Below are 14610 nucleotides of genomic sequence, written 5' to 3'. Positions count from 1 at the left end.
GGCATCGAAAGCGTCTCTCAGCTCGCCGGTCAGGCGAAGTCGCCCGACTCGGCAGCGAAACGTCCGGAGGGGAAGCGATGAGATCAGTGTTCACACGCGGCATGGTGCTGGCGGGAATGATTGCGTTCTCGAGCAGCGCCAGCATGGCCGGCAGCGAATCGAGTGCCAAGCCTGACGCTGACGGTACCCATGCACAGATGTCCGGTTATCGATTGCCGGCAGCCAAGACTCGACAGCAAGCTTTCGCCACCATGGGTGAGCTGCATGCGTGGTTGAACGGCTTGACACTCGGGATCGAAAAGGGCGGTGGTATCGAGCTGCCCTTGCGTGGAACCGAGCGAAAGATGCTGGGACTCGACTGCGATGATTGCGCCCCGCTGCAGGCCGATGAACGACGCCATCTGGTGGGCATCGCTCAACCGATCAACCTCCGGGTGGACTTCGCCGAGATCAGCTGGGCGAAGCGCGACGCCGAAAAGACCTTGGCCGACGGCCAGCTTCGTCGCTTGGCCAGTGGCGATTGGGTTTGGCGGCTGCGACTGAGTTCGCCGGGCGCTGCCGGACTGCGTGTCGCACTGAGCGAGGTTGACCTGCCAAGGCATGCGGCACTGTACGTCTACAACTCGCGCGGTGAAGCGTTCGGCCCCTATGTGGGCCGCGGCGCCAAGGGCAGTGGTCAGTGGGTGACCAATATGCTGAGCGGCGATGAGTTGTTCTTGCAGTTGGTGATGCGCACGCCGGCCAAGGGCGAGTTCGCGCCGCGTTTCCGCATCGATGACCTGGGGCATATCAGTGCGCGATTTGAACTGGCACGGCAGCTCAACGCGACTTACTCGGCCGGCAAGCTGCACTGTACTCAGGGAATTGATAACGCCGGTTGCGTTGAGAACGCCGAATGCTTCAACAACAACGACTTTGGTGCATTGTCGGATGCGCGCAATGCGGTCGGTGCCATGTTGTTTCGCTCCGGCGGCGGCTATTACATCTGCAGCGGTGGCCTGATTGCCAATGCCGCCAATGCCCCCTTGTTTCTGACCGCCAACCATTGCATCAGCAAGGGCAACGAAGCCAATAGCCTGGAGGTGTACTGGAACCACACCACCTCCTGCGGCACCCGCCAATGCGCAGGAGCGTGGGAGGTTCAGGGTCGTGCGACCGAGGTAGGCGCTGCGATTCTGGCCAGCGGTCGCAGCGGTGACTTCACCCTGCTTCAACTTAACAGCACTCTTCCTCAGGGGGCGTTTGCCATGGGCTGGAACAGCACGCCGGTGGCCAACGCTGGCAATACTCAGTTGTTTCGGGTCAGTCATCCGCAGGGCGCGCCGCAGGCCTTTTCGATTCAGACCGTCAATACGACGGCTGGCACCTGCGGCACGCTGCCGCGCGGCAATTACATTTACAGCACCGATCAGCTGGGCGCGACCGAAGGCGGCAGCTCGGGTTCGCCGGTGATGAACGCTGCGGGTGAAATCGTCGGCCAGCTGTATGGAGCCTGCGGCTCCAACTTGAATGATGTCTGCGATGCTGGCAGCAATCGCACCGTCGATGGCGCCTTCGCCAACTACTTCTCATCGGTCGAGCAACATCTTACTGGCGGTTCCGAACCACCGCCGCCCGGTGGGGGCTTCAGCTTGACGGCGAGCGGCAGCAAGGACAAGGGGAAGTGGGTTGGTAACCTTGCCTGGAGCGGCAGCTCAGCAAGCCAGATCGACGTTTATCGCGAGGGCGCCAAGATTGCGACTGTTGCCAATAGCGGCGGCTTTGTTGACGTTACCGACTTCCGCGGCGGTGGCAGCCTGACCTATCAGGTATGCGCTGCCGGAACCTCAACTTGCTCCAACGAGTCCACCGCCTCGTTCTGAACACAGGCACGCAGGGCCCGGCGTAACGCCGGGTCTTGCGGCCGACGCGACTTGGTATTCACTCGGCGGGCCACCAACCAAGCGCTACGCATGTTCAGACAGGCCGGATGACTCGGCGGTCGCCGTACTGGCGCCCGATTCCAGCGGCAGGTCGATGCAGACGCAGGTGCCCTTGCCCACTTCGCTTTCCAGGGAGAAGCGGCCGCCGAGCAGCTCAACCAATCGTTTCGACAAGGTGAGCCCGATACCGGTGCCGTCGTAGGCACGAGTAGCCGAGTTGTCGACCTGGCTGAACCAGGTGAACAGCTTGGCCTGCTGATCACGGCTCAGCCCAATACCGGTATCGCGCACGCAGAGGCGCAGCATGCCATCTTCGCTGCGGCTGGCGCTGAGGCAGACCTTGCCGCGCTCAGTGAACTTCACAGCGTTGTCCAGCATGTGCTTGAGCACCTGCTCCAGCCGCCGGGCATCGGTTCGAATGAATTCCGGCAGATCAGACGGCAGGCTGCGCTCCAGACCGATGCCTTTTTCCTCGGCAATGGGCTGAAACTCGTCGCACAGTCCAATCGCCGGCTCGCGCCAGTCCGAGGGTTCGCGGTCCAGTCGCAGGGTGCCCGACTCGATGTGCACGATATCGATCATCTCCTCCAACAAGATGATCAGGCGTCGCCCATGGCATTCCAGTTTGTCCAGATACTTGGCCTGGGTGGCGTCGAGCGGGGTGGCGTGAAGCAGTCCGGCCATGCCGAGCACCACGGTCATCGGCGTTCGGATTTCGTGACTGATGGTGGCGAGAAAATCGGTCTTGGCCTTGCTTGCAGCCTGTGCGTATACGGCCTGATGCTCGGCCTCGGCCAGCGCATGCATCAACATCTGTTCGTGCGATTCCAGTTGCTGCAGCGAATCGCGCTGACTTCGACGCAGCTGAAACACGGTCAGCCCGATCAGCAGGGCCAGGCCCAGCGATACCGCTCCGCCCATCCAGGCGGCTCGTTCGACCGCCCACATCTGCTCATCAAGATCGCTGATCCACATATCAAGCCCGACCACGGCGACAAACTCGCCGGCTGAGTCGAAGATCGGCGCATAGGCGCTGAGGTAGGTTCGATGCCGTTCCTGCACCGGTTCCTTCTGCACCACAACACGCTGTTCCCGCAGTGCCATGCGAATTGACGGATCGGGTCCGCGATACTCGGTCATGATCGGGTCGTATTCCAGAGCGTCGCCGTCCACCCGGTACAGGTAGTCGGTACCGAGCACGAAGTAGACTCGGCCGTCGCGCTCAATGGCGGTGTAGACGTAATAGATGTCGCGCACGGCGCGATGAAAGGCGACCAGATCCTTGATCGCCGCCAGGTGCTCCGGGCTGCCCATCTGATCGGCCGAGACAAACTGGCGGTGTCCATCGCCATCGATCAATGGCGCCGCCGCCCGTGCCAGCTGTTCGAGCTGAGTTCGAATGGCATCGAACTTCGCCTGCCAGGCGGCATGATAGGTGGCAAACACGCCGAGCGCCGCGACCAGGGCCACCGTGGCAAACGCCACCAGGCCATCACGCCAAGGCCGAATGCGGCTGACTTGGGGGGGCTGCTTCAGGCCCATGCTGGGTGGCTGGCAGCGAGCGAGAATCGACCATCTGAGGAATCTTGCATGTGCTCAGTGGTTTCGCCGGCTGGATGATTACGAATCGACCCGCTTGGCATACCTCTGGTTCCTTGGTACGCGCGCCTTGACGCTATCCATGCAGTGTCCGTCAACGCGCCTGAGGTGTCGTCTAGTCTTTGTGAAGACGCTTGTACTTGGCTCAGGCCGCTTCGCTTTGTCGACGCCGCAGCACCGCCACCGGCTGCGCCCAGGAACTGCCCGGGCGGCGTTTGCTGGTCACCAGGGTCAATTCAGACGGCTGGAACACGTTGACGTTGTGGGTGACCGGCGTGGTCAGGATGTACTGCGCGCGGGTACTCTTCAGGAAGGCGCTGACCTTGTCGATATTGAAGATATCGAGATGGGCGAACGGCTCATCGATGAAGACAAAGCCGCCAGGCCGGCTTTCATCACGCATCAGGGCTACCAGCAACAGCAGCGATTTCATCACCTGCTGACCGCCCGAGGCTTCGCCGTCGTCGAGGCCGATCCAGCCCTTTTGATCGAACTCAAAGCGCACGATCAGGCCGGACTGCGCCAGGCTGAGATCGTCATTGGCCAGTTCCGGCAGCTCGACCTCGACGCCGATGCCGGCCAGCTCGGCCAGATGCTTCAGATTGCGGGTGTAGGCTCGCAAGGTGGCACGCAGCACGTTGAGATAGGCGCCGCGCGCTTCGTCGGTGCTGCGCTTGCCGCGTTCCAGATGCATGGCACGGCGATCAAGATCAGCCTTCTGTGCTGCGTGATCGGCGGCCAGTTTGTCGCGCAGTGCAACCACCTGTTCATCGGTTTCGAAATGTCCATCGGACAGGCGCAGCTCCAGGCGCTGAATTTCCCGCTGCACCGCATGGGCGGTTTCCCACTCGCTGCGCACAGCTGCCAGGGCCTCGCGTGAGCGCAGGCGTGAGGGCAGGCCGCGGCGCTTCTTGCGCCAGCTCAGTACCCGCTGTGCCTGCGCTTGACGTGCCTGCGCCAGATCGCGCTCGAGCTCGCCGTGCTGGCGCTGCGCATCTTCGATCCGGCGGGCCACATCGTCGCGGCGCCGCGCATTCGCCGAGCGCTCCTCGCGCACGCTGTTCAACTCGGCATGCAGTTCGGCATAACTGGCAGCCAAGCGCTGTACGGCGTCTTCCAGGGCGACATGCTGGGCCTGTGCCTCGGCAAATTCTTCGCTGCGCTGGGTCAGCTGACTGAGTGCATCGTTGCCGCGCAGAGCGAGCTCGGCATCGCTGATGCGCTGGCTCAGCTCGCGCCGCTGCGCTTGAATCTGCGCCAATTCGGCTTCCCAGTCGGCCAGCTGTCGCTCGCCGCGCTCGCGCTGCCGTTCCAGCGATGCATGGCCGAACCAGGTGTCGTCGACCCCGAGGAAGCGACCGCCACGACGTTCGCGGAAATACCCTTGGGCCGTGATCCACTCCTGATCGCGCTCAAGCGCTCGGCCAGCGTCAACCGATTCCACCCGTTGCACGCGATCGAGCTGTTGCACCAGCCACTGCGGTGGATCGGCGCTGAATCGCACCACCTCGAGCATTGAGCCCGACGTTGCGCTGGGGCGTGGGCCGCGATCGGCCACCACGAAGTGCTTGTAACGCAGGGTTTCACCGAGCTGCCAGGCGCGCTGACGATCGCGCGGATCGGTCAGCAACACGACATGGCGATAGCCCGCCAGCAGGGCTTCCAGCGCTGGCTGCCAGTGCGCGTCGACCACTTCGACGATCTCGCTGAGCATCTGGTGGCCGATGCCGGCCTCATCGAGGGCGCTGCGGAAGCGCGATTCGAACTCCGGTACAAAGCGCCGACCGCTGCGCCAGGCGGCAATCTGCGCCTGCAGCCCGCCGATCGACTCGCGTAGCTTCTGCTCGTCAAGCGCCAGCGATTGGCTTTGTTGGCGCCAGCCTTGAGCGTCCGCGGCCAGTGCCGACAGATCGGCCTGGCCCTGCTGTTCGGCTAGGGTGCGCAAGCGCGCCTCCTGCTTGATCAACACCGCGTTCTCGTCGTGTGCCGTGCGTGCGCGCAGCAGGCTGCGCTGCGCCTCATCCTCGCGTGTCTCCAGACTGCGCTGGCGATCTCGGTGACGCAGCTCGTTGTCGTCGAGCTCGGTCAGCTGCTGCTGCAGGTCGTCGCCGCGCTTGAGCAACTCGTTCCAGCGTCGTCGTTGTGTCTGCAGCGGCCCACGCGCGCCACGAATCGAGGCTGAGAGTTCGGCCAATTCGCTGGCCGGCAAGATGTCCGCCACCAGACGCACGCGTTCCTGCTCCAGTCCCTGACGTTCCTGATAGGAACGCACCCGCGCTTCGGCTTCCTGCAGGCTGATGCCCAGCAGGCTGAGCTGCTGGTTCAGGCTGAGCAGCTCCTTCTCGCCTTCGATCTGCTCGTTACGGGCGCGCTGATAGTCTTCCAGCACTGCCTTGTCGCCGAATACGTCGAACACCAGGTCGAGCAGGGCGCGCGGCGGTAGCTGGCAGAGCTTGTCGGTGGCGCCCTGTTCCAGGGTCAGTACCCGGCGAATCGCCTGTGACAGGCCGGCGCCTTCCAGCCGCACGCGGTATTCGCGTAGGCCGATGAACTCGGCGCGACGTTCCACCTCTTCGATGCCGATATCGCCGGCCAGCACGGCGTACTGGCGCTGCCACTCGCCACCCTTCTTCTGGATGCGGCAGACCAGGGTGGCCTGGCTGTCCATGATCGGAAAGAACGGGCGCGCTCCGGTTGGACCGGGCGGGTTGCCCACCACCGCGCGCAGCCAGGCGAAGGGTTTGCCGTTGTGGCGCAGGTAGCTCTTGAAATCACGGTTGCCAGCGCAGTCGATGGTTAAGAGCGTGCGCAGCGCATCGAGCAAGGTGGTCTTGCCCGAGCCGTTCGGCCCGACCACGGTTACGATATTGGCGTCCAGCGGCAGGGCGAAACGTTCCCAGTAGTCCCAATGCACGACTTCCAGCGAGCGAAACTCAAACATCGGTCGGCTCCACGGTCTTGCTCTGAGTTTCAGAATCAGCATCGCTCGTCGGCTGCTGAGCCAGCAGTTCCGACAGTGCGCCGTCCATGATGCGGCGCGAGGTGCGCTCGTAGTCGAAGGCCAGATCGAGCAGGGGGCCCTCGCTGATTTCGCCGCCGCGGCGCTGGATAAAGCCATGTCGGGCCAGCACGCCGAGATTGACATTGATTCGCATGCGGCCGCCCAGGCGCTCACTGAAATCGGCCAGCAAGGTGCGCTCGGCAATGCTCGGCGCCACGCCGACCTGCAGCGGAATCGGCTTGGCCTCGCCGAACATCTGCGACTGCTGGGCCGCCGCGGCGTCGGCGTCCTGTCGTTCGCGTTGACGCTGCCGCTTGGGCAGGATGATCAGCGCCCACAGGATCACCAGCAGGGCTATCGCATCGCGATCAAGCTGCAGGTTGTTGGAAAGCCAGCCCTGGTCCTGGGCAAATACCGCCCGCTCGCTGCCACGGCCCAGGCCCAGCGTGACGTGCGCGGCGTAGGGGTGCTCGCGCAGGCTCATGCCGCAAGCCGCCAGCCGGCGGTCCAGCTCTTCGCGAAACGCTTCGTCGAGCAGGGCGCGGCGAACACCGTCGTCTTCGCGCGGCAGCCAGCGCTGCGCCAGCAGGCGAGCAATCAGGTCGGCGATCGGGTCATCGATCATTGGGAATGGCTTCCAGAACTGGGGCGGGCTCAGCAGCTAGGGGCTTGCGGGCGGTGCGCGTCGGGCGCTTTCGCTGCAACCGGCCGCTGCTGATTGCGGCGATTTCGGGGTGATTGAGAGGCTGCAACTGCAGGCCAATGCTGAGGCTCAAGGTCAGCCGGGCGATGTCGGCGGCCGGGCCGTCCAGCGCGGCCGACTCGGGGTCGCCGATCAGGCCTAGCAGCGACAGCCGATAGGCGCTGGCGGCATAGCTCTCAGTGGGAACGATATGTTCAAGTTCGGTGTCTTCGCCGACCCGGCTGAGCTCACCGTGCCATGTATCCAGCAGACTGAAATCGTCCTCCGCCACCGGCAGCGCATCGGTGGCCGGTGCATCGCTGGCGCCCGGCATCGCGGTGTGTTCGTGCACCTGCCGTTCGCGCTCCAGTAGCTCGAATTCGGCCACGTCGAGGGCGATGCCGTCCTGCACGAACTGACCGCGCAGCGGCAGCGGCAGGCAGTCGTCGCTGAACTGCACCAGCCGTTCCTGTGACAGATCGCGCAGCCAACCGACCAGATCCGACGACGACAGTCCGGAAGTGCCCAGGTGTACCCGGTCACGATCGAGCTGATTCAGCGCGCGCTGGAAAATGCCCGCCTGCCGGAGCAGGGCACTTTGCGCCCGCCCCACCGCCTGCGCCAGTCGATGCGTCGGAGGGTCAAGGTCCTCATGGTTGGCGATGCGCTTGACCAGCTCGGTGCCTTTCTCAATCCACACCCAGACCTTGTCCAGGGTCTCGGCCGCGGTACGAATGCGGATCTCCGAGCCGGACAGCACGGCGCGATCGAAGTCGTCTTTCAGCTCGGCCAGGCGCGACAGCAGATGGCCCAGCTCTTCGGCGCCGATCTTGCCCATCGCTTCGCCGGCGGCCAGCTGAGACGTGAGGTAGCCCAGGCCATCGGCATCGTCGGCGTCGAACTGCAGCAGCACCGAAATGGCCGACAGGGCCTTGCGCCCCAGCGGACTGATCCGATACAGCTGGCGCTCGCCATCCCAGGCCAGCAAGTCATGCTCCTTCAGCCGGCCAAGCGTGGTTTCCAGCTTGATCGGATCAACGAAGGCCAACTGCTCGCGAATTTCCTGCGCGCTCCAGTCCGGCGACTCGCTACGCGCCCCCAGACTGCGCAACACCAGCAACCGCACCAGCACAGCCGCTTCGCCGCCGTGGAACAGGGCGGTGAACGCGCGCAGCATGTCGCGCCCGCGCAGCAGCGGGAACAGGGCAGGAATGTCATCGGCGCCGAGGCCGGCTGCCAGGAAATCGGAGAGACGATCGTCGGTCTCGGACATCGACCGGGGTGGTTCAAGAGACGGTCGGCGAGTGTCGGTGATCCGCGGCCGCCGGGCAAGTCGGATGACTGCCGGCGGCCCAGGTTCGATTCAGCCCTTAGCTTGATTCAGCCCTTAGGTCGATTCAGCTCTTAGCGATCGTTGTCCGGCTGGACGACCTCACGCCGGTACTGCACCGGCAGCGAAAAGCCATAGGAGTAGGCGGTGAAGCCTGGAGGCAGGGCATCCTGCGAGGTCTTGACCCGGACCAGGGTGGACATCAGTCCAGGCAGGCCGCGGTATTCATGGCCTTCGACCGAGCGCAGTCGAACCGAGGGTTCGCCGTAGCTGTCGTCGATCAAGGGGCTAAACGCGCTGAGCCGGCCGCTGAAGCTCTCCGGCAAGGCGGCCGAATAGATACCGCCGCAGCCCGGCGCGGCACCGGTGTAGCTGAGCGGGTGGGCGTCGGGCTGCAATGGGTCGACGGTGGAGCTGGAGAAACCCATCACGCTGCTTTCGAGGCGGATTCGACGATCCTGCGGCGGCGGCGGGGGATCGCAGATGATCGGGCCAAGACTTGACTGCTGAGGCAGGCCATTGCGATCGCGCACGTCGAAGTTGAGGTACAGGCCGTTGTCCAGCAGTCCGTTGGTGGCGAATGGGCCGGGCTGCTCGGTCGAGTAGAACTCAAGAGTCGGGAAGGTCAGAATCAGGTCGGTGTGCGCCACCACCTCGGGCAGCAGCCAGACGTCGCTACTGGCTCTGCGGCTCATCAGCACAGCGCTCACCGCATCGACGCCGCGTGTCCATTGCGAGGTCAGCGTCTCGCCCGCCAACTCGACCTGACTGACCGCCGGACTGGCCTTGTCCAGGTTGGCTGGATCTGTTCTCGGGTCGCGATGCAATGCAAGTTCGCTGAAATCCTGCAAAACATACGGTTCCACCCGAAAGCCAAGTCCACGGGTTTGATCGATGACCTGCAAATGTCCGGTCAGTGAGTTTCGCGGCGCTTCGATGTCGCGGTCCGGATTGCTGGTCCAGACTCCGCCCTCGGCCCAGGCGGCAGAGATCTGCGTGCAGTCTGCGCGGGCCTGCCGCTGGGACTCGGTGCTATCGCCCCAGGCGCGCGCTGTCGGCAGAACGGCGGCGCCAAGTTCGGTCTGCGGCTGCAGTACGCCGAGTTCATAGGCTGTCACAAAACCACTGAGCGGAATCCTGGGCAACTGCTGAAAATCTTGTGCTGGGTAGCGGCAGCTGGAATCGTTGCTGACCAGGACGGCTTGGTCCTCGGATTCGGCCGTGATCGCCGCACTCCAGGTCGCCGATGGCGGTAGGTATACGACGAAGTTTGTCGGCTGATCGGCCTCGATGCCCGACGTGCTGATAGCCAGGGCCACACTGACGTCGGAACGGGTGTTGGTGATGCTGATCAGCGAGTCGCGGCCATCGTGCGCATTGTAGTAGGGAAAGATCAGCACTTGTCCGGGCTCACCGTCCGCGGGTGATACCGCCCAGGCGGCGGGTGTGGAAAGCGCTAGCGCACACAGCAGGGATTTCTTTAGCAGGGGCATTGTTCTCGTTCTCTCTGGTTATCGCCTGATCTAGAAGTTCCACTCTGGACCAAGCAGGTACTCGCGATAGTCTTCGCCTGTGACGATATCTGCAACTAACGATACGCGCTTGCCAATGCGCCATTCATTGGACAGTCGGGCAAAGCTTGCAGGCAAGCTCGCCCGCAGGCTCGACTGCTTGCGATCGAAGTGCGCGAGGCTTAGTTGCATAGTCCAGCGATTGTGTAGATGCCAGCTCAGACCAAGTTCGAGGCCGGCTGAGTAATCGTCTTGGCTCAATCTACGCGTTGTGCTATCAGTCAATTCGATCGTAGCCCGGCTGCGCAGACGCTCAATGCCCACGGCCGCGAATGCGTGCGCCCGATCAAACAGCTCGTGATGGATGCCGAGCAGCAACTGGCTGCGATCAAAACTGAGCGCCGCCCCGCTGGCATGCGCGGTCTCGGCGCGTACGTAACCGAAGCCCAGGGGCAGGAGGGCCGAGGCACGATAGATCGTACGTGTATCCCTATCCTCGAGTTTCAGCGCGCCAGTCTGCAGACGCAGGCTGGCCGCGTCGAAGGCGTTGGTGGCTGCAATAGGGCAGGAAAGCAGTGCCAAGCTGAGGCACAGGATGGAGCGAACAAGCATGGGTTGCCTTTGTTGTCTTGCGCGGTCATTGGCCGCTGGATTGATGAGAGGTGGTTGAGTCAGGCAGCGTGTTCGTACGCTGCTCGCGCCTATCAGCGCAGGATCGTCCTTGCTTAGTGCACCCCGATCAAAATCGGCGTTTGTGGCGGCCCTGCCCATTGCGGGATCAGGTTGCCGGGCTGGGGTCTTGCGCGGGGAATGCCGAATTCTGGTTGCTGTAGTGGATTTCCAATGTCGAACGCGCCAGTCGCTGCCGGCGCAACTGGAATGCCGACTATCTCGGCAGGGAACAGCATGCTAAGGGATACGCCTTGCGGGTCCAGATCGGCATAGCCCGGGGTAGTTCCAAACGTCGTGCCGTTCCATTCCGCCGGCAGATAGCCGGCAGCGATGCTGTCGCTGCCATTTGGCACCCAATTGCTTTCGCCATCCAGCAGGCGCGCGCCTTGAGTCCAGGTGGCATCGTCGCGTACCAGGCGCAAAGGAAGATTAGCGGCACTGTCGGCGAAGCGAGCGAACACGTTGTTGCGAACGCTCACTGCTTCCAGCTCGTGGAAGAAGCGCAGTACAGGAGTGAACTGGGTGAATCCTGAGCCTTGCAGTATCGTGTTGTGAGCGATTCGCACCCGACCACGATGTGCACCGGTTCCGTCGCCACCCATCCGCAGTCCAAACACGTGGTGATGTTCCAATACATTGCCGAACACGTCCGCAGTGAGACCAGGTTCCGTGAGATATTCCTCATAGCCATTGAGTTCGATGCTGTAGATGCCGCGGCTGCTGGCGATGATCCAGTTCTGATGAATCTCTGCGCGCTCGGCACGGCTCTTGATGCCATTGCCGCCGAAGTCGTGGATATGGCTGCGCTCTACGCGCAGCACCGAGCCCGGATAGCGGTCGCGATCGGTGGCGACATAGATCGGATGCTTGAGGTTTTCGCCGGGCGGTTGACCGCCAACATCGTTCACCTCGGTGGCGGTGATCTTCAGTGAACCGGTGTAGAGGTCGGCGCCGAGTATGCCGTGGCGCTCGCAGCCGTACACATGGCTGCGCTCCAGCCAGGTGTCATTGGCCTCATGCCGCAAGCAGATCTGGCTGCCGCCAGTGATCTCAATTCCCTGCAGCCGATAGTGGTGAGCGCCGCGGAGGGACACGGTGGTGCTGCCGCCCTGGATGAGCGGGCGGGCGATGCCACCCTCGGCGGCGCGAAGGGTGATCGGTGCGTGCGGCAGTCCGGCGCGGCGAAACTCTACCGGCTGGTAGACGGCATCGCGGCTGAGTTCCACCACATCGCCAGCGACCAATTGATTGGCGATCTCACCCAGCTCACGAAACGGTTTGCCCGGCCCAACCTCAAACACTTGCGGCGCCCGCGCTTGGTTCGCCGCCCGCACGGTGAAATCGGCCAGGAATTCGCCATCGATCTGCACGAAGCTGGTTTCCTCGGCATCGGCGATAGTTGGGGCAGTCAGCCTTAGTCTGACTTCGTCATTTTCCACCAGGCTGACCGGCGGGCTCTGAAACGGGCCGCCATTCACCGACACCAGGGCGCCGCGATTGGCGGTGAAATTGACGCTGGATTCGATGCCTGTGAGGCGAATGCAGGTTGAATCCACCGAGCTGCCCGGTACCGCGCCGTTGGCAGTGGGAAAGGCAAATCCCAGTCGGTCACCGCCCACTCGGCGGATGCTTTTTTCAACACAGGTCGACGCAGCGGTCGGTTCAAAGCCGTTGTGGTACACCGATTGAGCCGAACAAAGTGAAGCGGCCAGGACGGCAGCCACCGTGCCCAAGGTGGTCAGTGTGAGATGGTAGGTGCGGCGTAGTCGAGGAGGCAGCATTGTCGGCATTACTCAAGATTGATCGTGTGCGAGGGCGCAGCAGGGCTGCGTTGAAAACAGGCGCAGGACTGACTCAGCGGATCGCTGAACAGGTGTATAGATGACTGCGGTGCGGTGCGGGGCGGGGCGGCGTGGACGGGCTTGTCCGGGCCAGGCAGAGAGGGTGGTGAACGTCCATGTTCAGGGTGTCCCTTGTTCCAACCGGCCCAATCGCTTCTCCAGTGTTTCGATTCGCTTCAGCAGTGCGGCATTCTGGCGCTCAAGGCGAGTGTTCAGACCCTGAATCGCCGCCATGCTCACGCCATCGGCATCGACCGTGCTGATCCGTTGCGGATCGCTGCCCAGCGAGAAAGCGGCAGCGAACTCTTCTGCCACCGGGCCGAGGTGTCGGCCTTCGACCGAGTCCTTGTAGGCCCATGAGCTCAACGGCAGGCCAAGCAGGCGTTCGAGAATCAGTTCCGGATCAATCGACGAGAACGCGGTCTTGAATTCGCGGCTGGAAGCATTGGTCCAGGTGCCTCCGCCGCTCAAGTAGGCACCATTACCGTCATTGCCACCGTTGCCAATTTGCAGCACGGCACCGGCTTGTGGGAATGCGTTGCCGCGATTGATCGAAACCACCGAGATGCCGTCGGACAGCGCGAAGACCCCGAGCAGCGGGTCGTAGCGCAGAGTGCCGCCGTTGTTGTACAGGCTGGTCAGGAAGAACTGCCCATTGGGTACTGAGGCCAGCGAGAAACCGCGGAAGTTCGAGGTATCGCTTTCGCGGTTCAGCAGCATCAGATCGACATTGTTGTCGGGCGAGCCAGTGGTGCGCAGGGTCAACTCGGCGTTCAGTGGCGTGCCGGGGATCGGTCCGGTTGCGCCATTGATGCCGAAGCCGCCGCGGGCTTGAAAAAGGACTTGGCGATCGGCGCTGCTGGAGAATCCAGCGTCTGCCGATTGCGACCAGACAAAGGTGCCCGTGTGCAGTGCATTGGCGAATGAGCCGGCGGCGAAACTCAACTCGCCAAGCGCCTGGTTGCCCAGGCCGCCGGGTACGGTAGACCAGAAGTTCTCAACCGAGTTGGTGTCGCCGCCCGCGATGGTGCCGTAGTTCCCCTCGGCCCTGTTTCGCGCGCCTCCTCCAATCACGCTGTTGAAGTGTGCACTGTTCAAGACGCCGCCGGAGATCGTCGATCCACTCGCCGCCACGTTGTTGTTGCCGCCGCCAATGGTGGCATTCGTTCCCTTGGCTTCGTTGCCGTAGCCACCGGAAATGGTGGTGTGCGAGGCGCCGTTGGCAACCAGCTGCGGCTTTGATGCGCCGTGAGATAGTGCGCCGCCGAGCACCGTGTTGCCGTAGGCATTGCTGCCGATGAAGTTGCCTGACCAACCCAGGATGAGATTCACGCTCTCATAGGCTTGTCCAGACACAACTGCGGTTTCGACATCGATGTGGCCCACCTGTTGGTTCTGTGCGCGTAGACGCAGGGGCTCGGTATTGGTGGTGCCAATAAAGCTTGAGAGCGTCGCGTCGCCGTTACCGGTCAAGGTCCAGGGTGACAGGGCGCAGCTTCCTTTGGCCGGCACGCTGGCCAGCGAGGAAAAGGACTCCTGGCTACCGGCCGGCCGTGCCTGCAGTTCGAAACTCTCTGCTTGCTGCAGCAGTTGTTCGTTCAGGTGTACCGCGGTGTTCAGTCGGCCCTGTTCCACACGATGGACGCCCAGTGACTCGATGTGCCGTAGCCAGGGCTGACCGCGATCGATCAGGACTCGAACTTCAAAGTCGGCCTCGGCGGGTTTGCCGTCCTGCAGCAGTTCTGCTTCCAGTTGCAGGTCGGTAGCGGCAGCGCTGCTCGCCAACAGGACGAGGGTCAATGGAAGAAGCTGGGGGTAGATGCGAAGTTTGGTCATGGCGGAACTCGGTATGCGGGGGAGTGCAGCGCAAAGCTTGGCTGCGGTCTCGGCCGACGGCGCTCAGTCAGGGCTGGTCGGGCTCATAGCCATCGTGAAACAGCGTGTCAGGTGGTGCGCAGCTCTTGCCGAGCTTAGCGCCGGACAAACGCACGGCATTGGCCTGCATTGGCTGGTGACTACCCCGCAACTCGCTGGGCGAACGCAGCACAAGCG

Annotated in this window: 9 protein-coding genes; 1 reads left to right on the top strand and 8 read right to left on the bottom strand. The window is 63.1% G+C overall.

Annotated elements, in window-relative coordinates; all coding sequences use genetic code 11:
- Positions 1-77 precede the first annotated feature (77 nt).
- Complete coding sequence (locus tag IFO71_RS07990) at positions 78-1862, top strand: trypsin-like serine peptidase (protein ID WP_192029026.1); 1785 nt, start codon at positions 78-80, stop codon at positions 1860-1862.
- A gap of 84 nt (positions 1863-1946) precedes the next feature.
- On the opposite strand, the gene IFO71_RS07985 is transcribed toward IFO71_RS07990, so the two are convergent.
- The 8 genes from IFO71_RS07985 to IFO71_RS07950 form a co-directional block, all read right to left on the bottom strand.
- Entirely contained in the window at positions 1947-3464 is a 1518-nt protein-coding gene (locus IFO71_RS07985) for a sensor histidine kinase (RefSeq protein WP_192029025.1), read from the bottom strand.
- A 202-nt stretch (positions 3465-3666) separates the two neighbouring features.
- Positions 3667-6462: an AAA family ATPase gene (locus IFO71_RS07980; RefSeq protein WP_192029024.1), complete on the bottom strand. Its 2796-nt coding sequence runs from the start codon at positions 6460-6462 to the stop codon at positions 3667-3669.
- On the bottom strand, positions 6455-7147 hold the full coding sequence (locus tag IFO71_RS07975) for a hypothetical protein (RefSeq protein ID WP_192029023.1): 693 nt from the start codon (positions 7145-7147) through the stop codon (positions 6455-6457). Before IFO71_RS07975 ends, IFO71_RS07980 begins: the two co-directional genes overlap by 8 nt.
- Positions 7137-8477, bottom strand: coding sequence for a hypothetical protein (locus IFO71_RS07970; protein ID WP_192029022.1), 1341 nt, complete (start codon positions 8475-8477; stop codon positions 7137-7139). The genes IFO71_RS07975 and IFO71_RS07970 overlap by 11 nt, the downstream gene beginning before the upstream one ends.
- Positions 8478-8608: 131 nt before the next feature.
- The gene (locus IFO71_RS07965) at positions 8609-10027 is read right to left on the bottom strand and encodes a hypothetical protein (protein ID WP_192029021.1); all 1419 of its coding nucleotides are present in this window, start codon (positions 10025-10027) and stop codon (positions 8609-8611) included.
- A 30-nt stretch (positions 10028-10057) separates the two neighbouring features.
- The gene (locus tag IFO71_RS07960) at positions 10058-10816 is read right to left on the bottom strand and encodes a hypothetical protein (RefSeq protein ID WP_192029020.1); all 759 of its coding nucleotides are present in this window, start codon (positions 10814-10816) and stop codon (positions 10058-10060) included.
- Entirely contained in the window at positions 10771-12498 is a 1728-nt protein-coding gene (locus IFO71_RS07955; RefSeq protein ID WP_192029019.1) for a hypothetical protein, read from the bottom strand. Before IFO71_RS07955 ends, IFO71_RS07960 begins: the two co-directional genes overlap by 46 nt.
- Before the next feature lie 180 nt (positions 12499-12678).
- Positions 12679-14394 carry a tail fiber domain-containing protein gene (locus IFO71_RS07950; RefSeq protein ID WP_192029018.1) on the bottom strand — a complete coding sequence of 572 codons (1716 nt, stop codon included), beginning with the start codon at positions 14392-14394 and terminating at the stop codon, positions 12679-12681.
- Positions 14395-14610 lie beyond the last annotated feature (216 nt).

This window comes from Pseudomarimonas arenosa (genome assembly GCF_014841215.1).
Classification (GTDB): Bacteria; Pseudomonadota; Gammaproteobacteria; order Xanthomonadales; family Xanthomonadaceae; genus Pseudomarimonas; species Pseudomarimonas arenosa.
The sequence above is the reverse complement of the archived record's forward strand: the minus strand, read 5'-3'. Positions and strand labels throughout refer to the sequence as shown.